This is a genomic window from Microcoleus sp. B4-D4, from assembly GCF_036705185.1.
GTDB lineage: Bacteria > Cyanobacteriota > Cyanobacteriia > Cyanobacteriales > Microcoleaceae > Microcoleus.
Genome location: NZ_JAUBTX010000036.1, coordinates 1,705 through 21,722, shown reverse-complemented (window position 1 = coordinate 21,722; position 20,018 = coordinate 1,705). Strand labels below are relative to the sequence as shown.

At 44.8% G+C, this 20,018-nt stretch carries 18 protein-coding genes; 8 read left to right on the top strand and 10 right to left on the bottom strand.

Features of this window, described 5'->3' with window-relative positions:
• Nucleotides 1-69 precede the first annotated feature (69 nt).
• Nucleotides 70-621, bottom strand: a complete 552-nt coding sequence (locus tag QUB13_RS22335) for a 1,2-dihydroxy-3-keto-5-methylthiopentene dioxygenase (protein ID WP_333384911.1) — start codon at nt 619-621, stop codon at nt 70-72.
• A 245-nt stretch (nt 622-866) separates the two neighbouring features.
• On the opposite strand from QUB13_RS22335, the gene QUB13_RS22330 reads away from it, so the two are divergent.
• The 4 genes from QUB13_RS22330 (at nt 867) to QUB13_RS22315 (ending at nt 5,649) form a co-directional block, all read left to right on the top strand.
• Nucleotides 867-1,832, top strand: coding sequence for a M48 family metallopeptidase (locus QUB13_RS22330; protein WP_333384908.1), 966 nt, complete (start codon nt 867-869; stop codon nt 1,830-1,832).
• Nucleotides 1,833-2,230: 398 nt separating this feature from the next.
• Complete coding sequence (locus QUB13_RS22325) at nt 2,231-2,656, top strand: DUF4359 domain-containing protein (RefSeq protein WP_333384905.1); 426 nt, start codon at nt 2,231-2,233, stop codon at nt 2,654-2,656.
• A 233-nt stretch (nt 2,657-2,889) separates the two neighbouring features.
• A complete protein-coding gene (locus QUB13_RS22320; protein ID WP_333384902.1) occupies nt 2,890-3,447 on the top strand; it encodes a TerD family protein in 558 nt (185 codons plus the stop codon).
• A gap of 240 nt (nt 3,448-3,687) precedes the next feature.
• Nucleotides 3,688-5,649 carry a TerD family protein gene (locus QUB13_RS22315; RefSeq protein ID WP_333384900.1) on the top strand — a complete coding sequence of 654 codons (1,962 nt, stop codon included), beginning with the start codon at nt 3,688-3,690 and terminating at the stop codon, nt 5,647-5,649.
• Nucleotides 5,650-5,776: 127 nt separating this feature from the next.
• Here the strand turns inward: QUB13_RS22315 and hpsP are convergent, their stop codons facing one another.
• The 3 genes from hpsP to QUB13_RS22300 are packed head-to-tail and all read right to left on the bottom strand — an operon-like array spanning nt 5,777 to nt 7,622.
• Nucleotides 5,777-7,051, bottom strand: a complete 1,275-nt coding sequence (gene hpsP, locus QUB13_RS22310; RefSeq protein ID WP_333384899.1) for a hormogonium polysaccharide biosynthesis glycosyltransferase HpsP — start codon at nt 7,049-7,051, stop codon at nt 5,777-5,779.
• A 47-nt stretch (nt 7,052-7,098) separates the two neighbouring features.
• A complete protein-coding gene (locus QUB13_RS22305) occupies nt 7,099-7,278 on the bottom strand; it encodes a hypothetical protein (protein WP_194008849.1) in 180 nt (59 codons plus the stop codon).
• On the bottom strand, nt 7,275-7,622 hold the full coding sequence (locus QUB13_RS22300; protein WP_333384896.1) for a hypothetical protein: 348 nt from the start codon (nt 7,620-7,622) through the stop codon (nt 7,275-7,277). The genes QUB13_RS22305 and QUB13_RS22300 overlap by 4 nt, the downstream gene beginning before the upstream one ends.
• A 16-nt stretch (nt 7,623-7,638) precedes the next feature.
• On the opposite strand from QUB13_RS22300, the gene QUB13_RS22295 reads away from it, so the two are divergent.
• On the top strand, nt 7,639-7,767 hold the full coding sequence (locus QUB13_RS22295; protein ID WP_333384893.1) for a hypothetical protein: 129 nt from the start codon (nt 7,639-7,641) through the stop codon (nt 7,765-7,767).
• A gap of 309 nt (nt 7,768-8,076) precedes the next feature.
• Here QUB13_RS22295 and hpsO read toward each other — a convergent pair whose 3' ends face one another.
• From hpsO to QUB13_RS22270, 5 genes are all read right to left on the bottom strand, one after another.
• Complete coding sequence (hpsO, locus tag QUB13_RS22290) at nt 8,077-9,246, bottom strand: hormogonium polysaccharide biosynthesis glycosyltransferase HpsO (protein WP_333384890.1); 1,170 nt, start codon at nt 9,244-9,246, stop codon at nt 8,077-8,079.
• 137 nt (nt 9,247-9,383) lie between these two features.
• Complete coding sequence (hpsN, locus tag QUB13_RS22285) at nt 9,384-10,352, bottom strand: hormogonium polysaccharide biosynthesis glycosyltransferase HpsN (RefSeq protein ID WP_333384888.1); 969 nt, start codon at nt 10,350-10,352, stop codon at nt 9,384-9,386.
• Between the two features lie 224 nt (nt 10,353-10,576).
• Nucleotides 10,577-12,037 carry a phosphoglucosamine mutase gene (gene glmM, locus QUB13_RS22280; protein WP_333385011.1) on the bottom strand — a complete coding sequence of 487 codons (1,461 nt, stop codon included), beginning with the start codon at nt 12,035-12,037 and terminating at the stop codon, nt 10,577-10,579.
• A gap of 295 nt (nt 12,038-12,332) precedes the next feature.
• Nucleotides 12,333-12,875, bottom strand: a complete 543-nt coding sequence (gene rsmD / locus QUB13_RS22275) for a 16S rRNA (guanine(966)-N(2))-methyltransferase RsmD (protein WP_333384884.1) — start codon at nt 12,873-12,875, stop codon at nt 12,333-12,335.
• Between the two features lie 15 nt (nt 12,876-12,890).
• Nucleotides 12,891-13,196 (bottom strand): hypothetical protein, encoded by a 306-nt coding sequence (locus QUB13_RS22270; protein ID WP_333384880.1) that lies wholly within the window; start codon nt 13,194-13,196, stop codon nt 12,891-12,893.
• 394 nt (nt 13,197-13,590) lie between these two features.
• Here QUB13_RS22270 and treZ point away from each other — a divergent pair, with 394 nt between their 5' ends.
• Nucleotides 13,591-15,414, top strand: coding sequence for a malto-oligosyltrehalose trehalohydrolase (gene treZ, locus QUB13_RS22265; RefSeq protein ID WP_333385007.1), 1,824 nt, complete (start codon nt 13,591-13,593; stop codon nt 15,412-15,414).
• A gap of 214 nt (nt 15,415-15,628) precedes the next feature.
• A complete protein-coding gene (gene glgX, locus QUB13_RS22260; RefSeq protein ID WP_333384877.1) occupies nt 15,629-17,827 on the top strand; it encodes a glycogen debranching protein GlgX in 2,199 nt (732 codons plus the stop codon).
• Nucleotides 17,828-17,908: 81 nt separating this feature from the next.
• Here glgX and hisH read toward each other — a convergent pair whose 3' ends face one another.
• On the bottom strand, nt 17,909-18,544 hold the full coding sequence (hisH, locus tag QUB13_RS22255) for an imidazole glycerol phosphate synthase subunit HisH (protein ID WP_333384874.1): 636 nt from the start codon (nt 18,542-18,544) through the stop codon (nt 17,909-17,911).
• A 335-nt stretch (nt 18,545-18,879) separates the two neighbouring features.
• Between hisH and QUB13_RS22250 the strand changes: the two genes are divergently transcribed.
• The gene (locus QUB13_RS22250) at nt 18,880-19,419 is read left to right on the top strand and encodes a pyroglutamyl-peptidase I family protein (protein ID WP_333384871.1); all 540 of its coding nucleotides are present in this window, start codon (nt 18,880-18,882) and stop codon (nt 19,417-19,419) included.
• Nucleotides 19,420-20,018: the final 599 nt, after the last annotated feature.

The following is a 20,018-nucleotide window of genomic DNA, read 5'->3' as shown; positions in this document are numbered from 1 at the left end:
CTGGATTTGAGGATTTTTAGATGATTTGAGGATAGCCGTCAACCGTCAACCGTCAACTGTCAACTCTGTTCAAACAGTAGCTAAGCCCGATCGAATTTCCGTATCCGTGTATTCCGGCGTCCAGCCTTCTGTGGTGGTAAAATATCGCACAGCTTTAATTTTCCGGGCCGCAGTCAAATAAAACCAGTGTTCTGTATTCGCCGGTACATTGATAAATTCTTCTGGCTGCACCGTGAGTTCCACTTGGCTACCGTCGGGCCGCACGAAGCCAAAAATGCCCTCGCCTGCTACGATATAGCGGACTTCATCGTCAGCGTGGATGTGGCACTTATTGAATTTCGACAGCACGGTGTCGATGTTGGGAATGTCTGGGTGCAGTACGATTAAGTCGCGCGACTGATAGCCTGCGGTTTCCTTGAGTTGCTGAAAGTAGCCGTCGAGGGCTTGCAGGATTTGCTCTTTTTGATTGTCGTCAAGAGCATCTTTCGCTAGCAATTCCAGAATTTCAGCGCTGTCACCCACGGGCCAGCGGTTGAGTTGAATGTTTAAAGGCGCGAGTTCGCGCGCAATATCGCTTAATTGAGTGTAGGTTGTACCGTTTTCGAGTTGCAGGATAGCCATTATTTCACGTTTTTATTTTTGATTCACAGACCGCGAAAGATATTGGTCGATCGCCCTTGTAGCAGAAAAACAATTTTAACGCTAATTTTAGGATTTGTGGGTGTTCGCAAGTTTGGTCGATCGACTCAACACAATTTTCCAATTAATTTGTCAGTATTTAATCAGAACCCAAAAAAGTCAGGTGTCCGTCTGTACCGCCAGCGGTTCAGTATACTGATTTTATTCATGTAATTTTTGCAACAACCATGCCTACTTATACTGGAATTTCTAGCGAAGCATTTCAGCATCCGCTCGATCGCCAAGCCGAAGAAGCGTTACGCAGCGTACCGGGATTTGACTTAATTGCCAGCAAATTTGTAGAATTTATCTACGAACGACCGCAATTCGTTTACTTAATGGGAAATAGCATTCAAGTCGGGCCGCGCCAGTATGCCAGCATTTATCACATATTTCGGGAGTGCGTGCAGGATTTAGATGTTTTTCCAGAACCGGGTTTGTTTGTGTCTCAAAATCCCGCCGTTAACAGCTACGCCCTAGGAAAAAACCAGCCTTACATAGTGTTAAATACGGGTCTTTTAGACTTGTTGGACGAGGCGGAAATCAAGGCAGTGCTGGCTCACGAGTTGGGACACATAAAATGCGGCCATCCAATTTTAAATCAAATGGCGATGTGGGCGATGAGCGTCGCCTCGACCATTGGCGAGATGACTTTCGGGCTGGGAAATATGGTCGGAAGCGGTTTAATTTACGCTTTTTATGAGTGGCGGCGCAAGGCGGAATTATCCGCAGATCGGGCGGCTTTGTTAGTAACTGATGATTTGAATAGCGTGATGAAGACGATGATGAAACTTGCGGGAGTTAGCAGTAAATATGCTGACCAATGCAGTTTGCAAGAATTTATCCGCCAGTCTGATAATTATCAAGAGCTCGATCGCGACAATCTCAATCAAGTGTATAAATTTTTACTGTACAACGGCGGTCAAGGCGTGATGCTGAGTCACCCTTTCCCGGTGGAACGCCTGCGGTATTTGCGAGACTGGGCAAGTTCCGAGGAATACCGCCAAATCAAACTGGGAAACTACAAGCGGGCTGTGGCTGAGGGTGCGGTTGATGTGAAGTCCCAAGCGCCTAACAGCGAGACGGAGGCTTTGCGCCGTCAGATTGAAGAATTGCAGCGGGAGATCGATCGACAAAAATCAAAGCGAAACTAAATCTAGGGCGTGCGGGCGCACCTTACCGCGATTATTCGCGCCCTCAACCACTGTTTGCGTAGGGTGTGCTTAGCAAGACCGGTTGACGGGGTGTCCCACGGCGCATTGTGTACAGATTTACCGATTGGTACACAATGGGCACGCTACAAGAGCTTACAAGAGCCTAAGTGAAAATTTACCGGATTGGGGCGAGAAAGTAGAGTATAAGGAAGTTAAACTGCGGATCTCCCATCGGGCTAAATCCAAATTATATTTGAGTGGGAGCCTCTCGATCGCGATCGCTGGCACTCGCAACTAATCTCCAATCTACAAACTGTCCTCTTTTTTATGAAATTTGTTTCTGAGAACGTGTAGTTTAAATTTAGAGAAGCTTATAACTCAATGGAGCTAAGAAAAAAATGATTATTGATAAACCAATGAATACTCACAAACCAACTTCTAATTTTTTCGGCAATATCGGAAAAGTGGCGATCGCCCTAACCGTGTTAGCCGCCGGTATGGCATTTACAAATCCTCCTAGAGACAAATATTTAACTTATGCTTCCGGCGTACTCCAAACCGAGTTGGAAACCACTGTGTGTAAGGACTCTCGCGTGCCTCAAGCGTTGAGCGGCGTTGCAGAGGCGTTGATCGGCAGTTGCAAAAATTTGCTAACTTCGCAACGGAGCTCGATCGAACACTTGCTCGACAATACAACGGAACGTCAGAACTTAGGCCTTGTCAGCATTTACAAAACTCAAGTGGGCAAAAAAACCTATCCAACCGTTGCAGCTTTCGGTAATTTTGTCACCCTGCCACCTAGTTCTGAAAATGCTCAAAATTAGGATTAAATTAAGTTCAATTCTCAAAACCGGGTTTTCTAGAAAACCCGGTTTTTACTTGCGTAATTATATCTAAGTAAGTTTCAATAAATTCCTAGACAGCAAGCACGTATTTTTAATCGATCCCGCTATCAAACGCCAAATATTAAATTTTAATAAAAATCATAAATTGTGATGTCATTTTAATATAAAATGAACAATATAAAGTTTTATTATTTACCAATAAGTAGATAGCCATGCAATTAAGTAAGGGTGAAAGATTTAATATCTCTCAAGAAGCGCCGGATTTGAAAAAAATGGCGATCGCCCTCGGTTGGCAGGTGACAGAGGCAGGAAAAAGCTACGAGATTGATGTCTCTGCATTTATGCTAGGTTCTGACGGTAAAATACCTAACGATCAATATTTTATATTTTACAATAACCTGCAATCCTCTGACGGTTCGGTACTGCAAACAATTCCTGACAACAACCAAGGTAAAGAAAACAAGACTATTTATGGCGTTATCTTAGAAAGAGTTAATCCTGAAATAGTCGAAATAACTTTTGTTGTCACTATTCACGAAGCACAGAAAATTAATGCAAAATTTAGCAATGTCACAAAGAGTTTTATCAAAATTTGCAATTTGGATACGGGAAGCGAACTTGCTCGGTATGAATTAGAAAATAATTTTTCGCGAGAGACTGCTGTAGAATTTGGTCGCTTGTATCGCAAGAAGGGAGAGTGGAGATTTCAGGCGGTAGGAGAAGGATATCAAGCTGGATTAAAGAGTTTTGTTGACAAGTATTGTAGCTAAAATAGCAATAACATTGCTCCGCTTAAGGGAGGCTAGGGGCGATCGGCTTTAACCCAAGTTAATTGAATTATATGTCAGTAAATCTTCGTAAATCCGGCCACAAAAATCACATATTTTAAATCTGATCTGCTATCAGACGCAAGTTAATATTAAGTCTTATTAAAAATAAAAGATTTTGACACCAATTTATATTAAAGTGAGCTATATCAATTTTTATCTTTTATAAATAAGCAGATGGCAATGCAATTAAGTAAGGGTGAAAGATTTAATCTTTCTCAAGAAGCGCCGGATTTGAAAAAAATGGCGATCGCCCTTGGTTGGCAGTTGACAGAGGCAGGACAAAGCTACGAGATTGATGTCTCTGCATTTATGCTAGGTTCTGACGGTAAAGTGCCTAACGATAAATATTTTATATTTTACAATAACCTGCAATCCTGTGACGGTTCGCTACTGCAATCGATTCCTGCACAAAACAACCCAAGTCAAAAAAACAAGACTATTTACGGCTTGATATTAGAAAAAGTTAATCCTGAAATTGAGGAAATAACTTTTGCTGTCACCATTCACGAAGCAGATAAAATTAAGGCAGATTTTAGTAATATCACAAATGCTTTTATCAAAATTTGCAATGTGGATACGGGAACCGAACTTGTTCGGTATAAATTAAAAGAGAATTTTTCGCGAGAAACTGCTGTAGAATTCGGGCGTTTGCACAGAAAGAATGGAGAGTGGAGATTTCAGGCGGTAGGACAAGGATCTCAAGCTGGATTGCAGAGTTTTGTTGACAAGTATTGTAGCAAAAATAGCAATAATACTGCTCCAATTACTAACGAGTTGGCACCGGAAATGGCAGCAGATGATTTGCAGTTGCCGGCTTGGGAGTTGGAAGTGGAGTCAGAAGCGGCAGCTTCCGGGGAGACGGAAATCCCGCCGCGATCGCAAATTAACCATCAAGTTAATTCCCGAAACCGCAAAATACCGCTAGCTTTAGCGGCAAGTTTAGGGGTTTTGGTGCTGGGGACTGGTGCAGTAGCGCTCGCCTTTATGCGATCGGGAAATGAAACGCTGAAGCAATCAAAAATACTAACCGTTGAAACGCAGAATGCAGCGCAAGCAACCGATATCAACCTACTCAGAAGTTTCGATAAACGACTTAAAGAAACGATCGCGAATTTAGAAAAAATTCCTAACTTCCCCGGCTTGGGATATCCACAGGCGAGAATTGATTTGCTGACGTTAGGCCCGAATTTGGTTGCTGTCGAGCAAAATTTACAGGCTGCAGAAAATCTAGAAAAAGCTCAAAAGTTGGCGCTGGAAGCTGCTGTGCTCGTGCAAAAACCGCCTCATCCAATAGAAGTTTGGCATCAGTCGCAAAGTAAATGGCAACAGGCGATCGGGCTTTTAGAAGCGATCGAATCGCGTACACCTATCTATAATTTAGCTCAAAATAAGTTATCTAATTACCGAAAAAATCTCGCTGTTATCAGTCAAAGACTGGCGATCGCTCAAAAAGCCACCAACTTCAGCAACCAAGGTTCTTTAAAAATTCAAAAGGGAGATGTTCCTGGGGCGATCGCCAATTTTACTCAAGCTTTAGGGCTGAATGCCAACATACCCCAAGCTTATCTCGGATTGGGAATTGCGAGTTCACAACAGGGAAACAAGCAGCAGGCAATTTACAATTACGATCGAGCGCTGCAATTCAATCCTAACCTAGCAGAAGCTTATTTTGGTCGAGGTCAAGCATACTATGAATTGGGAGACAAGCAAAAGGCGATCGGGAATTACGAACAAGCTATTCGCGTCAATCCTGATTATGCTTTAGCTTATTTAGAACGAGGTGCGATTCGCTGTATGCTGGGAACTAAATCGCAAGCATTAGCAGACTTCAACCAAGCCGTCGAACTTTTTTCAAAGCAGGGAGACAACAATAATTACCAATTAGCAAAAAACTTTATTAATGAGTGTCAAGAACCTACTGCACAGGCTGTAATCTGCGATTATCGCAGGAATATCGACTCCTTGGGCCGGCGATGCGGTCGATCTGTTAATGTTCCGATTATAGTTAGAAGAAAACCCGCAGTCAGTACCTCAAACTCCGACTCTAGTGATGTTCAAACCAAAAGGAGCGTTGAAAAAATCTCGCCTGCAAATACTGATAGGAGCGCCATAACTCGCAGCAGGAAAAGAAGTAAAAGGTAAACCTCTGTTGCATTAGTTAATATAGCAACCGCCAAGACGGTTAGGACGCTGTTAATGGCTGAAACGATTGATTTTATTGCTTCTTCCTTCTTCCTTCTTCCTTCAAAATCTGACGGACACTAAATAATTAATCCGTGTATCCGTGTCGTGCTTTCCTTCTTCCTTCTGCTATAGATGACAAAATGTGCTGGTAGGCATCGATGGTTTGTTGGGCGATCGCCTCCCAGTTATAATGCTTTTCGGCATACTCTTTGCCATTCAATCCCCGCCGCTGCCGTTCCTGCGGGTTCAGAAGTGCTGATTTGATTGAATTGGCGATCGCCCCTACATCCAAAGGAGCAACCCAGCCCGCCTCTGCTTCCTCAATGTCTTCGGAAATCTGTACGCGATCGGAAATAGCCACAGGTACACCAGCAGCCATCGCTTCTGCAACAGCAATGCCAAAGTTTTCGTAATAAGAATGTAACACAAATAAGTCAGCCTTTCTCAACAGTGCAACTTTGGCATCACCGCTAACAAAACCCGTGATTGTGGTAAATTTTCCTAAACTTGAATTTTGTATTTGTTGTTTAATTTTTGTTTCGTAATCAGCATCTTGGGGATTGGAACCTGCTAAAATAAAATTAAACTTTATGCCGTCCGCTAAAATACTTTCTAGAGCAGGAATCAGCAAATCTAATCCTTTTTTGGGTTCGATCCGCGACATAAATAATACGACTGGTACTTGAATATTTCGCAATAAATCAGAATAAAAAGCTGCTTTCACCCCCAAGGGAATCACCAAATCTTGTGGAAAACAATTTTGTGAAAGAGCAATATTATTTGCATTATTTTGTAACATAAAATCTTGTGACATAGCTATCTCACTGGGCCCGGTCAAACCAAATCTTTCTGAGATTGTAGCTTCTCGCTTGCTAGTGAAATGAATCGCAGCAGCACCTGCTAAATTAGGACGTTCTAAAAGTGCAGCATAAATCTGTTTTAAGCACTTTTTTTTCTCTAAATCTGCGGGATCGAGCATACCGCAGGGACGAATAATATACGGTAACTGGCGATTTCTAGCAATTCTAGCAGCAAAAGTAGTTACTGGCGAGAACAAAGCGTGAATGTGAGCAAGGTCAAATTGCCTTACATTTACATTCAACCACTGCAATAACGAGAGTGAAAACTTATATCTACGAAACGGAGAACAGCGGAAATAAATAATCTGATAACCGTTTTGCTTGATTGGTTGATTTAACGGCACATCTAAGGGAGATTGACCGATATCTCCATTAGAATCTGTGGTGATAATTGTGACATCAATGCCTTGGGAAGCTAGGGCGGCAGAAAGTTCCAATACCATTTGACTCGGGCCGCCGTAGACGAGGGAAATTGAGGGAATAATTTGGATGATTCGCATGGAGGATCGTTTTTTAAATCAATATACCAACCTCTCCAATGACAAATTTAATTATCTGGAAAAGGCTGGCCATGTAGCTGTTGAGCTTCCTCTCTCTTTGTTGCTTTTATTTGGGTATTGTGAGATATTTGCTTAGAAAATTCATACATTTCACTGGCTTTGGCTTCAGTGGCTTTGACAATTTCAAGAATTTCTAGGAGTAGGCTTTCATCGGGTAATTTTTTCATGGCAAGGCCTCTAATTTTTCAATTACTTGTTCGAGCATAATTTTAACTTCTGGAGCCATATGTAGCAAGGATGCTAAATAATCTCCGGCTTTTTGAACATCTTCGTCGGGAACACCAGCCAGCAATATATTGCTCACAATGTTCTCTGCTTGTAAGCGAGTACCTGCTACGCAGAATTGAAAATTACTGATCGAAGAAAAGTATTGCATCAGTATTTCATTTTCAGGAAACAGAGACATTGCTGTTCTAAGTGCAAAAAGTCCCTGGGTTGCTTGGCGCTCGGTATCGTTCAGTACCTGGTAGAGTTCGTTAACCAAAGGTCGTATGTCGGAAGGAATAGACATTTACCACAGTTTTTATTTGACAATCATAATTATACTGCTAATTAGAAGGAAGAAGGAAGAAGGAAGAAGGAAGAAGGAAGAAGGAAGAAGGAAGAAGGAAGAAGGAAGAAGGAAGAAGGCTATAAGGGCGAAGCTGAGCGGGTGAAAAGAAGGAATAAGGAAGAAGGCTTGAGTTATCGTTGCCAATACTTCGGACAGTTTTATATCTAGTCGAGCCTCCGAAACCCTTGCGGGCTATATGCTGGACTATTTTTTCAATGTTTGAGTTCAGCCCTAAGTTTCAGAAAATGCGTAAAAAATGGCAGGGCTTACTCTGTAAGGCTTACACGGCCGTTAAAAAACTGTCCGAAGTATTGGTTGCTATAGTAGGAATAATACATATACATCTAGCTGCAACGCGACTCGATCTGTATTTTACGTTTAATTAGGTGGATTTGCTTAAAAGTTACGATCGCTATGAAAATTCTTTGTAAAAATCTAATAACTGTTCAGCTAAGGCTTTATTTGTATAATGGCTCATCGCTCTATGATAACCCCGATCGCCCAAATCAGCAGCAAACTCCCGCCGCTCCATCAATTGTTGCAAACAATCTCGCAAAATCCCCGCGTTTCCCTCCGGGAAGACTAACCCCGCAGATCCGATGACGTGGGGAATTTCCCCGCAATCGGAACCGATAACGGGAATTTTACAAGCCATCGCTTCAATTAAAACATGGCCGAATTGTTCTTTCCAACCCACAGTAGTTAAAGTTTTGAATTTATAGCTCGTTTGCGATGGCAATACCAAACAGTTCATTAAGTTAATATAGGGGGGGATTCTTTCGTGAGAAACGCTTTCTACCCAGATTATGCGATCGCTAATTCCCCATTCTCTAGATTTTTCTGCGAGATGCGCCTGCAATTTTCCTTGTCCTACTAACAGCCACTTCCAAGAGTTTTTTTTCAACCCTGCCAAGGCTTCAGCCAAAGTCAACAATCCTTTTTCTTCAACAAATCTACCGACAAATCCTACCACAAAATCTGTCGGTTCAATGCCTAATTCTTTGGATAAATCAGCGTTTTTAGCAGTCGGTAGAAATAAAGTTTCATCTACTCCGAGTTGCGGCATTACTTTCACCGCACCTTGATAGCCTCTATCGCGCAAAATTTTCGCTCCGTCTAGGTTCCCTGCAATAATTCCGTCGGTGTGATTGAGATTGTAATTTTCTAAGGCTGAAACGGGCCACTTCAATTTATAAGGCAGATTCCACCAGGTAAATAATATATTTTTCGCTTGCAATTTTAGCAGTTTATTTAGTAATATTAGCTGAGCGCACGCTAGAGACTTTGAACCTTGTTCGACTTGGATAATCTGCGGCCTAAATTCTTGTAATATTTTAATTAAATCTGGGCCAAACGTTAGTAATCCTTGATTGTTTTGGCTGTAATTGGAGACGGGAACTACTTTAAATGAACCTTGTTGAGAGAATCCGGTTTTGATGATTTTATTTTGTACGCCTCCAGGTTTCCAGCGTCGCGGCACTATAACTGTTACTTGAATATCGGACTCTAGGTTGCCTAATATTTTGAATTTTTCGCGATTGATGTCAACTATATATGTGTGGCTGGCGACCAGAATTCTCATTTTTTGGAAGAAGGAAGAGGGAAGAAGGAAGAGGGAATAATAGGTGTTGAAAATTTATGTTCGTTATTGATTGAGAAGGATCGTGCTACCTGCAGCCTCTGCGATTGCTTCACTGCGCTGCATTCGCAATGACATCATTAAGCTTTTTTGTCTTGATGGGTGTAAATTTGTCCGTCGTTCCAGAGGGACTGAATTAATGTCTTGATGGCGCTAATCAAGCCGAGGAGATAAAAAGTAAGTCTCAGGATCATTTTAAGGGGCGATCGGCTTTTATGGCAAGGCGGATTTCCCAAAACTTGGCAGTCAAAGAGTTTGGCGAAAAATCGCAGGCATTGAAAGGCTGTTAAATTTTTCAATCCCATGAGGAAGTGGTTGTGATAAAATGTGATTTGATATTCGACCGATCGCGTACTGACATCGTGACATCCGCCGCTCTCCTCCCCCAAGTGAACTAAACAGGCATCGGGATCGTACCAAATTTTCATGTTAGTCGATCGCAATCTCAAACAAAAATCCGACTCCTCTCGCACAGCACTCCCCGCAAACCGCTCATCAAAAGTCAAACCCCACTCAGCAAAAATCTGCTTGCGAAAGGACATATTGCAGCCTCTAGCCGAGAGCACCTGCTGCGGTTGTACCGTATGCACCAAATCGATAAAATACCAAGCAACGGCTGCATCCATCGCTTCTGGAGGCAAATATTCGATCGCCAAACCGCTGATAGAATTATCCAGTTTCATTCTGTCAAAAACCCTGCCCGCCACACATCCCACATCAGGTTTTTGTAAATAATTGCCAGCGTGAGCCGCCAAAAAACCATCTGGCAATTGTACATCATCATCAATAAATAAAATAACTTCTCCAACAGCGCGCCGCACTGCATAATTTCGAGCACCTGGTAAACTCGCCCAATCTACCCGAAACCACCTAATTTTTCCCGCATTTGCCAATTCGTTCAAATAAACTTGAGTTTCCAATTCATGGGTGCGAGTTTGATCGATTACCAGCACTTCAAAATTATCGTAATTTTGCCGAATCGCATCAGCCAGTGTCTCTCGCAAAGGTTGCTCGCGATTGTAGGTAGGTATCACAACAGAAATCATCATGGCACTTGCCGCCAAAGTATTGAATTTGAGATTTGAGATTTGAAGAATAAGGAAGAAGGAAGAAGGAATATCAAAGCAGGAATATCAAAGCAGGATCAGAAATTAGTTTTAAACCAAGAGACTGAATCTCTATAATTTTCCTTCTTCCCTCTTCCTTCTTCCCTCTTCCTTCTTCCTTCTTCCCTCTTCCTTCTTCCCTCTTCCTTCTTCCTTCTTCCTTCAGATCAAAGAGATTGGTATTTCTGAACTGCCAACACCAAATTATCAGTCCAGAAATTAGCCAATTCGGCGCTGGCGGCTTCTACCATAACTCGGATCAGCGGTTCAGTGCCAGAAGCGCGAACCAAAATTCGTCCCTGTTCTCCCATTGCAGTTTTAGCACGGACGATCGCCCCTTGCAAAATTTCGCACTCGTGCCATTTTAGGCGTTTTTCCCGATCGTCCACCCGCACATTTACCAGCAACTGCGGATAAGTTTGGAAACTGCCGCTGACCAATTGCGCTAAAGATTCCCCGGATTGGCGCACCAGCGAAGCTATGTGCAAAGCTGTCAGCAAACCATCGCCACTAATACCGAAATGCGGACAAAGAATGTGTCCCGACTGTTCGCCGCCCAACATCGCACCGGTGCGCTGCATTTCAGCGTGAACGTGCTGATCTCCCACGTTCGTTCTAGTTAGTTTTCCTCCTAATTTTTCCCAAGCTCGCTCGAAGCCGAGGTTAGCCATTACAGTAGAAATAATTAAATTGGACGGTAACTGTTCGGAGGCGCGCAACTGCCGGCCCCACAGATAAAGAATGTAATCGCCGTCAATCGATCGACCTTTGTTGTCAACACCCAAAACTCGATCGGCATCGCCATCAAAAGCAAATCCCACATCGGCATTGTGTTCCAAAACCGCCGCTTGCAAACTTTCGAGATGAGTAGAACCGCAGTTAACATTAATGCGATCGCCATCAGGAGAGTCGTGCAAACAGATAACATCCGCCCCCATTTTCTCAAATACCGCCGGTGCCAAACCAGCCGCCGCCCCCCAAGCCAAATCCAAAACCACCCGCATTCCCGACAAATTCATCTCTTGCAGCGAATCAGAGAGAGAAGCAGCATAATCTTTCACCAACTCCTGGCGGTGGTAGTGGTGTCCCAAAGCAAAACTAGCAACCGGAACCTTAGCCCCCCGGATTCCCGCTTCGATTTGTTCCTGCAACTGTTGCGACAGCTTAGAGCCGTTTGAGCCAAAAAACTTAATCCCGTTATCTTCAGGGGGATTGTGAGAAGCCGAAATCATCACACCGCCGACAGAATCCGAAATGCTTGCCAGATAAGCAACGCAGGGAGTCGGACACAAGCCCAAATTCCACACTTCTAAACCGGCCGCTGTCAAACCCGCAGATAGCGCCATTGCCAGCATATCGCTAGAATTCCTGCTGTCTTGCCCCAACATCACAGGGCCCTGGTTGGGGGCATTTTGGCGGAGAACTTGCCCAGCCCAGAAGCCAATTTGCAGCGCTAGGGATGCAGTCAGCAATTCTCCCACTTTCCCGCGAATGCCGTCTGTGCCGAAGAGTTTTGTATTTGGCAGCGGGGCGCTATCTCCCAGCAGAATCGTATCGCGTTTGACTGGGCTTGCTGAATTAACAGCCGGAAACTCGCTGCCGCGATGGCGCGAAGGTGTCTGAACCATATTCACTCCTTTAGGAATATTCACACTCACACTTTGCAGTTCATGTTACAACTGAAAGTCTTTATTTTCAGCGTAAACTCGATTTATTTCGGGGATTTATCAGGTAACGTACCCTGTCAACCTACGCACAAAGTTTAACTTTTCGGGAAAAATTTGTATCGGACTCAAGGGCTAAATTTTACGATCTGCAGGCGCTTGCAGGATGGTTGAGACCGCTATTCGGGACGATCGCACTGAGCGATCGTTCGGATCTGGGCGGGATTTGATATTATGATGCTGATGCCGTTTGAGCTAGTCAGCCACTGCGGGCATAGAAAGTTAATGCTGTATTGCCGTATATTTTTTGTCGGCAAATTTCTAGACCTGGAATCGGTTGTGTCGATCGCTCGGGGCTGTGTTCGATCGCAATTTCGCCATCAGGTGCTAGCATTTCTTGGCTGGCGAGCTTGTTTAACAGAGGTTCGTACAAGTCGCTGGCGTAGGGCGGATCGAAGTAAACGCGATCGAACTGCTGTCCTCCCAGCGCCCCCAATTTTACCATCGCGTTTCCCCGCAGGATTTGGAATGTTTGGGAAGAGCCTGCTACTTTCTCCCAGTTTTCATGAATAACCGCACAAGCTTTCGCCGACTGTTCGATGCCAGTAACACTAGCCGCCCCCCGACACAAAGCTTCTGCGCCCATCGAGCCGCTGCCGGTACAAATGTCAAGCCACCTGCAACCTGCGATCGTCCCCTGCCAAATATTAAACAAAGCTTCTCTGACTCGCGAAGGCGTAGGACGAGTGGCCAGTCCCGGCAGAGTTTTGATTTGGCGGTTGCCGCAGATTCTCAAGCTCATTTAACACCCAATTTGTCACACTATTTTATAATTAATTTGATTCGCCAAACTAAGTTTGAATGCAAGGCTGCATCTCCGACTTAGCAGAATTTCTTTGAGTGCTTTGGCGAGTTCGCCCCGGCCCAAAATATCTGCATAAATTGGGGAATATCTCCCGAAAGCATTAAGAGTGCGAGCGTCTCGATCGCTAGCTGTACAATACTCGCGATCGCCCGAAACCGAGTCTGCGATCGATCGCCAGCGGGGATGCTCTATGAAAGCTGGCTTGATGCTCCCTGATCCTCGGCAATTATAGAGGACGATCGCCGTTTTGTCTGCCAAATATCATACATTTCGTCGATGATCCTGTCGCTCAACTTATGGCATATCCAGCTCAAAAATAAAATTAGGGGTGGAAAAAAGCTAATTTCCCATCTCAAATTTGCTGAAACTCGCTCTAATCTAGGGTTTGTTGAAGTGATAAAGCTCTCTTGAGAGAGGGGATAATATCGACTATCGCTTGGCAAACAGCCAGCTTACTGTTATACTTCTGTCAAGCCAGCAGGGAATGTCTGAAAAATCGAAGCAAATTGGGATAGACAAGCCCGATGTTGAAACATACTTCGAGGATAACGCCTGCGGCTGGCATCCAAAAAACGATCGAATAGTTGATAAAAAAAATAGAATCGTTAAATTGGAGCAAAAATATGATGTTACATGGAATCAATCAGTAAATATGAGAATTGGCGCAACGTATCTGGGCAATAATCGCTGTGAATTTACGCTATGGGCACCCTTGTTACAAGATGTAGCAGTCCAAATCACAGCACCCGAACCACAACTAATCTCCATGCAAAAAAAACGGAGAGGATATTGGACTGTCACAGCCCAAGGGGTGTCTCCAGGTACGCTTTATACCTATCAACTAGATGGAAAGACAACGCTACCAGATCCAGCATCCTATAGTCAACCCCAAGGCGTTCACAACCCCTCAGAAGTAGTCGATCAAAGTGCATTTGTTTGGAACGATGCCGACTGGCAAGGGATTGCTCTGGCAGACTATATTATGTACGAGGTACACGTAGGCGCGTTTACCGAAGAAGGAACATTCGAGGCAATGATTGACCGTCTCGATGACTTGAAAGAACTGGGAGTTAACGCGATCGAGATTATGCCCGTGGCGCAGTTTCCGGGCGATCGCAATTGGGGCTACGATGGCGTATATCCCTTTGCCGTTCAATCCTCCTACGGCGGCGTTAACGGCTTGAAAACCCTAGTCGATGCTTGCCACCAAAAAGGCTTAGCCGTTGTCCTAGATGTCGTCTACAATCACCTCGGCCCCGAAGGAAATTACACCTCAAATTTTGCCCCCTATTTTACCGATAAATATCGTACCCCTTGGGGAAACGCCATCAACTTTGATGATGCTGGTAGCTATGGCGTTCGCAATTTCTTTATCGAAAATGCCCTCTACTGGTTTCGGGATTGTCACATTGATGCGCTGAGGTTAGATGCCATTCACGCGATTTACGACTTCTCCGCCAAGCACTTTTTAGCCGAGTTAGCCGAAAAAACCGGAGAATTGTCCCAACAGCAAGGGCGATCGTTTTATTTAATTGCCGAAAGCGACCTCAACGACGTTCGGATTATCAATCCTCCCAGCAAAGGCGGCTACGATATCAATGCCCAATGGTGCGATGATTTTCACCACTGTTTGCACAGCCTCATTACCAAGGAAGACCTAGGTTATTACCAAGATTTTCGCGAGTTCAGAACCTTAGTGAAAGTCTTGCAAGAAGGATTTGCTTATGCAGGAGAGTATTCGGAATTTCGGCAGCGCTACCACGGCAGTCCGGCGGGAAATTTCGACCCAGCTCAATTCGTCGTTTGTTGCCAAAATCACGACCAAGTGGGCAACAGAATGTTAGGCGAACGGCTGGCACATTTGGTCTCGTTTGAAGCACTAAAATTGGCAGCAGCCACGGTATTGCTTTCTCCTTACATTCCTTTATTATTTATGGGGGAAGAGTACGCTGAAGAAGCACCATTTCTGTATTTTGTCAGCCACGGCGATCCAGATTTAGTCGAGTCGGTGCGCCAGGGAAGAAAGGCCGAGTTCAAAGAATTTCACCACACAGGAGAACCGCCGGACGTACAAGACAAGACAACATTTTTGCAATCAAAGCTTAATTGGAAAAAACGGCGCGAAGGGAAGCATAAAGTGTTGTTAGAGTTGTATCGAACTCTGATTAAACTTCGCCAAGAAATTCCTGCCTTGAAGTGTCGCGATCGCCAAAGCATTGATATTAACAGTTTTGACGGTGAAAAAATCATTACCCTCATCAGAAGCGTTGACGACAGTGAAGTCTTAGCAATCTTTAATTTCAGCGATACCACACAAAAAACTAAACTTGTAATACCAGAAGGAAACTGGCAAAAAGTCTTAGACTCATCCGATCCTCAGTGGATGGGGGACGGTTCGACTTTGCCCGAAAAACTTACAGGGCAAGCCGAGGTCAGCATTCCGCATCAAAGCTTTATTCTGTATCAAGTTGAATAGTTTTCTCCTAAAAAGTCTGTAAACAGCAGGCATCTTGCCTAGCATTGATATCATGTTCGATCGATCGCAATCAGCAAGGATCGCGCGTGCGGACTGAAGTCTGCCCAAAAGCGGTTTTTGTGATGGTAATCGATCGTCTAGGATATGAAAGGCTTTTTGCTACAAGTCTAATGATTGATTGTTCAACTTAAAGAAAATTACCACTCTAGGTTCTATGGATTTAAAACTTTGGCCCGGTAAACCCTATCCCTTGGGTTCAACATGGGACGGTCAAGGCACTAATTTTGCCCTATTTTCCGAAAACGCGACAGCAGTCGAATTGTGCTTGTTCGACGAAAAAGGGTGGGAAACCCGAGTCCCGCTGACTGAAGTCTACAACTTCATCTGGCACTGCTACATTCCCGGCATCAAACCCGGTCAATTGTACGGGTTTCGCGTCCGCGGCCCCTACGAGCCCGCAGCCGGACACCGGTTCAACCCCGCCAAACTGCTGATCGACCCCTACGCCAAAGCCATCGCCGGAGATGTGGAGCACGGACGGGAACTCTTCGGTTATGACTGGGACGACGAAGCCGAAGACTTATCCTACAGTGCATTAGACGATTCTCATTTAATCCCCAAAGCCGTTGTCATCGATGAATCCTTCGACTGGGAAGGCGACACTCAGCCACAACTGGCTTGGCACAAAACCGTCATCTACGAGATGCACGTCAAAGGCTTTACCCAACTGCATCCCGACATTCCCAAAGCCTTGCGGGGAACCTACGCCGGACTCGCCCATCCCGCCGCCATCGACCACCTAAAATCCTTGGGGATTACCGCCGTCGAACTCCTCCCCGTCCACCACTTCATCGGCTGTCCCGGCTTTCTGGATGCCAAGGGACTGCGGAACTACTGGGGCTACGACTCGATTAACTATCTCGCGCCTTACTCCAGCTACAGCGCCAGCGGCGACACCGGCGAACAGGTGAATGAATTTAAGGAAATGGTCAAAGCCCTGCACGCTGCGGGCATTGAGGTGATTATCGATGTGGTTTACAACCACACCGGAGAGGGCAACCACATGGGCCCGACCATCTCGTTTCGCGGCATCGACAACGCCGTTTACTACCGCCTCGTGAAAGAGAATCCCCGCTACTACATGGATTACAGCGGCTGCGGCAACTCCCTCAACGTCTTCCATCCCCAAGTATTGAAGCTGATTATGGACAGCTTGCGGTATTGGGTGTTGGAGATGCACGTCGATGGGTTCCGCTTCGATTTGGCGACGGTTTTAGCGCGGGAAACCGATCGCGTCGATACTTTTGCTGCCTTTTTCGATATCATCCACCAAGACCCAGTTTTGTGCGATGTCAAGTTAATCGCCGAACCTTGGGACATCGGCGAAGGCGGCTATCAAGTCGGAAAATTTCCCTTGCTGTGGTCGGAGTGGAACGGTCGCTACCGCGATACCATGCGCGACTTTTGGCGGGGAACCGATGAAACTCTCTCTCAGTTTGCCTACAGCTTTACCGGAAGTTCCGATTTGTACGAAAGTAATGGACGGCGACCCCACGCCAGCATCAACTTTATCACTGCCCACGACGGGTTTACCCTGCACGATTTGGTCAGCTACAACCAAAAACACAACGAAGCTAACGGTGAAAACAGTTGCGACGGGGAAAACCACAATCAGTCTTGGAACTGCACGATGGTGGAATTCCCATATACTGAAGCGCTAGGAGAGGGAGAATATCCACCTCCGCCAGACCCCTGTGCTGGGGACGGGGAAACTGAGGATCCCGAAGTGCAGGCGTTGCGAGAACGCCAAAAGCGGAATTTTTTAACTTCATTACTGCTGTCCCAAGGGGTGCCGATGCTGGTGGCGGGAGACGAAATGGGGCGAAGTCAAGGAGGCAATAACAATGCTTACTGTCAGGACAACGAAATCTCCTGGGTGGATTGGGGATTGCAGTTCAAAAATGCTGACTTGCTCGAATTTACGCGCCAGTTAACCCGCTTGCGACGCGAACATCCGGTGTTCCGCCGCCGTAAGTGGTTCCAAGGACGCGCCATTCACGGTTCTCAAGTTAGCGATATTGCTTGGTTCAACCCCGATGGCGGGGAAATGACTGACGAACAGTGGCAAGTGGGATATGCTAAGGCGATCGGCATTTTCCTCAACGGTAAAGAACTTGCCACGCCCAATGCTCGCGGCGAACGGATTGTTGATGATAGTTTTCTGTTGTTTTTCAATGCTTATTGGGAGACGCTCGATTTTGTGATTCCCCCCCGCTTTCAAAGTTTGCAGTGGATTGCCGTGCTTGACACCGCTGAACCGAAATTTGTGGAATCTCAAGGGCGAATTTATGCAAAGGGGAAAGCTGTTCCGGTGACGGCGCGATCGGTGGTGATTTTAAAGTGTCTCAAATAAAATTGGCGGTCGAACGCTAAACAGTAATAGCTGATTTATTAAAAACCCGGTTTCTTGAAGAAATCGGGTTTTTAATTGACTCTAAGTGGCTACTTTTGCTCTCACTTGACTCACAAAATTTGATAGCATTTGCAATCCCGTGCTTGAAGACTTTTCCGGGTGAAATTGTACGGCCATCAGATTGTCTTTAGCTATGGCAGCCGTCACCGTCTGACTTCCGTGCGTCACCACTGCAGCTTTGACTGTTGAGTCCACCGGATCGACATAATAGGAATGCACTAAATAAACCCAAGGTTGAGATGAAAGATTTTGCCACAGCGGCAAATTGGGCTGAGTGAATTCTAACTGATTCCATCCCATGTGCGGAATGGTTAACCCCGGTTCTGAGCGAAATCGGCGCACTTTTCCGGCAATAATTCCCAATCCTGGTTCTGTACCTTCTTCGGAACTGTCAAACAGCATTTGCAAGCCCAAACAAATGCCTAAAAAAGGCTTTCCAGAGGCGATCGCACTTTTTATCGGTTCTATCAAATTGCGCGATCGCAAATTCTGCATTGCCGGGTCAAAGGAACCAACTCCCGGCAAAACCACCGCATCAGCCTGCTCGATTGCAGCAGGAGAATCCGTAATTTTTGGCACTGCGCCCACATTTTCCAAGCCTTTACAGACCGAGTGCAGATTGCCCATGTCATAGTCTACTACTGCGATGACAGACATTGACTTACTTGCCTTATATGATCAATTTTTAGTATTATTGCACAAAACGTCAGTAGTCAGTAGTTAGTAGTCAGTAGTCAGTAGTTAGTAGTCAGTAGTCAGTAGTCATTAGTCATTAGTCATTAGTCAGTAGTCATTAGTCATTAGTCATTAGTTAACAGCCAACAGTCAACAGCCAACAGCCAACAGTCTGATGAATTTTCAATTCCTGATTCCCATATTCGAGAGTCGTAGGGACTGGTTCATCAGTATTTCTGCTGTAAAACCAGAGGATTTTTGATACTCGCCCCTACCCAGCGACAAGGTTTTCTGCACGTCAATTTACGGGAGATTATATGAATACCAAAATCCTGCTAACTTCATTTGACACTTGGCGATCGCATCAGCAATCAAATTCTTCTGACGATTTATTAGCTAACATTTCCCAAATTCAATCTTTGCCTGATTCCCTAACTTTTTTGAGGAAACTACCCGTAGATTCCCAGCTAGCAGCGAATTTGGCAATCGCCCAAATCAACCAACTCCAACCAAACATAATTATCTGCTGTGGCATGGCAGAAAGCAGGGAAAAATTAACCGTGGAATCCTGCGCTTGCTGCGATACGGAGATTTTGAAAACAACAGTTAATCTTGAAGCGCTAGTCGCAGATTTAGCCGTCACAGAAATCAGTCACGAAGCCGGGAAATATGTTTGCGAAGACCTCTATTATGCGGTTTTAAAGCATATTTATGATTCTCAAATACCCACTCAATGTATTTTTGTCCACGTCCCGATTTTAACTCCCGACAACACCGACAAGATTGTTGCTGATTTTTTATCTATTGTGAATCGCTTAACAATGAACTATAGTATTTCCAGCTCTCATATGAGGTAATGTCGGGCATTGGCCAAACAGGGCATTGGCCAAACAGGGCAAACAGGGCATTGGCCAAACAGGGCATTGGGCAAACAGGGCATAGGGCATAGGGCATAGGGCATAGGGCATAGGGCATACCTCACAACGCGATCGAGCCGCTATCTCTAGCAACTAACAATTAACAACTAACAACTAACAACTAACAACTAAGAGGGCGGGCACGGGGCACCGCCCCTACCAACTAACAACTGAGAGGGCGGGCACGCACCATCCACCGCCCCTACCAACTAACAAATAACAAATAACAACTAACAACTAACAACTAACAAATAACAAATAACAAATAACAAATAACAAATAACAAATAACAACTAACAAATAACAACTAACAACTAACAACTAACAACTAACAACTAACAACTAACAACTAACAACTAACAACTAACAACTAACAACTAACAAATAACAACTGACAACTAACCAATAACAAATAACAACTGACAACTGACAAATAACAACTAACAAATAACAACTAACAACTAACAACTGACAACTAACCAATAACAAATAACAACTGACAACTGACAAATAACAACTAACAAATAACAACTAACAAC

What these genes read in the sequence shown, in the direction of transcription:
- QUB13_RS22335 (WP_333384911.1), bottom strand. Translation starts at nt 621, where the DNA reads ATGGCTATCCTGCAACTCGAAAACGGTACAACCTACACTCAATTAAGC.
- QUB13_RS22330 (WP_333384908.1), top strand. Translation starts at nt 867, where the DNA reads ATGCCTACTTATACTGGAATTTCTAGCGAAGCATTTCAGCATCCGCTC.
- QUB13_RS22325 (WP_333384905.1), top strand. Translation starts at nt 2,231, where the DNA reads ATGATTATTGATAAACCAATGAATACTCACAAACCAACTTCTAATTTT.
- QUB13_RS22320 (WP_333384902.1), top strand. Translation starts at nt 2,890, where the DNA reads ATGCAATTAAGTAAGGGTGAAAGATTTAATATCTCTCAAGAAGCGCCG.
- QUB13_RS22315 (WP_333384900.1), top strand. Translation starts at nt 3,688, where the DNA reads ATGCAATTAAGTAAGGGTGAAAGATTTAATCTTTCTCAAGAAGCGCCG.
- hpsP (WP_333384899.1), bottom strand. Translation starts at nt 7,051, where the DNA reads ATGCGAATCATCCAAATTATTCCCTCAATTTCCCTCGTCTACGGCGGC.
- QUB13_RS22305 (WP_194008849.1), bottom strand. Translation starts at nt 7,278, where the DNA reads ATGAAAAAATTACCCGATGAAAGCCTACTCCTAGAAATTCTTGAAATT.
- QUB13_RS22300 (WP_333384896.1), bottom strand. Translation starts at nt 7,622, where the DNA reads ATGTCTATTCCTTCCGACATACGACCTTTGGTTAACGAACTCTACCAG.
- hpsO (WP_333384890.1), bottom strand. Translation starts at nt 9,246, where the DNA reads ATGAGAATTCTGGTCGCCAGCCACACATATATAGTTGACATCAATCGC.
- hpsN (WP_333384888.1), bottom strand. Translation starts at nt 10,352, where the DNA reads ATGATGATTTCTGTTGTGATACCTACCTACAATCGCGAGCAACCTTTG.
- glmM (WP_333385011.1), bottom strand. Translation starts at nt 12,037, where the DNA reads ATGGTTCAGACACCTTCGCGCCATCGCGGCAGCGAGTTTCCGGCTGTT.
- rsmD (WP_333384884.1), bottom strand. Translation starts at nt 12,875, where the DNA reads ATGAGCTTGAGAATCTGCGGCAACCGCCAAATCAAAACTCTGCCGGGA.
- treZ (WP_333385007.1), top strand. Translation starts at nt 13,591, where the DNA reads ATGAGAATTGGCGCAACGTATCTGGGCAATAATCGCTGTGAATTTACG.
- glgX (WP_333384877.1), top strand. Translation starts at nt 15,629, where the DNA reads ATGGATTTAAAACTTTGGCCCGGTAAACCCTATCCCTTGGGTTCAACA.
- hisH (WP_333384874.1), bottom strand. Translation starts at nt 18,544, where the DNA reads ATGTCTGTCATCGCAGTAGTAGACTATGACATGGGCAATCTGCACTCG.
- QUB13_RS22250 (WP_333384871.1), top strand. Translation starts at nt 18,880, where the DNA reads ATGAATACCAAAATCCTGCTAACTTCATTTGACACTTGGCGATCGCAT.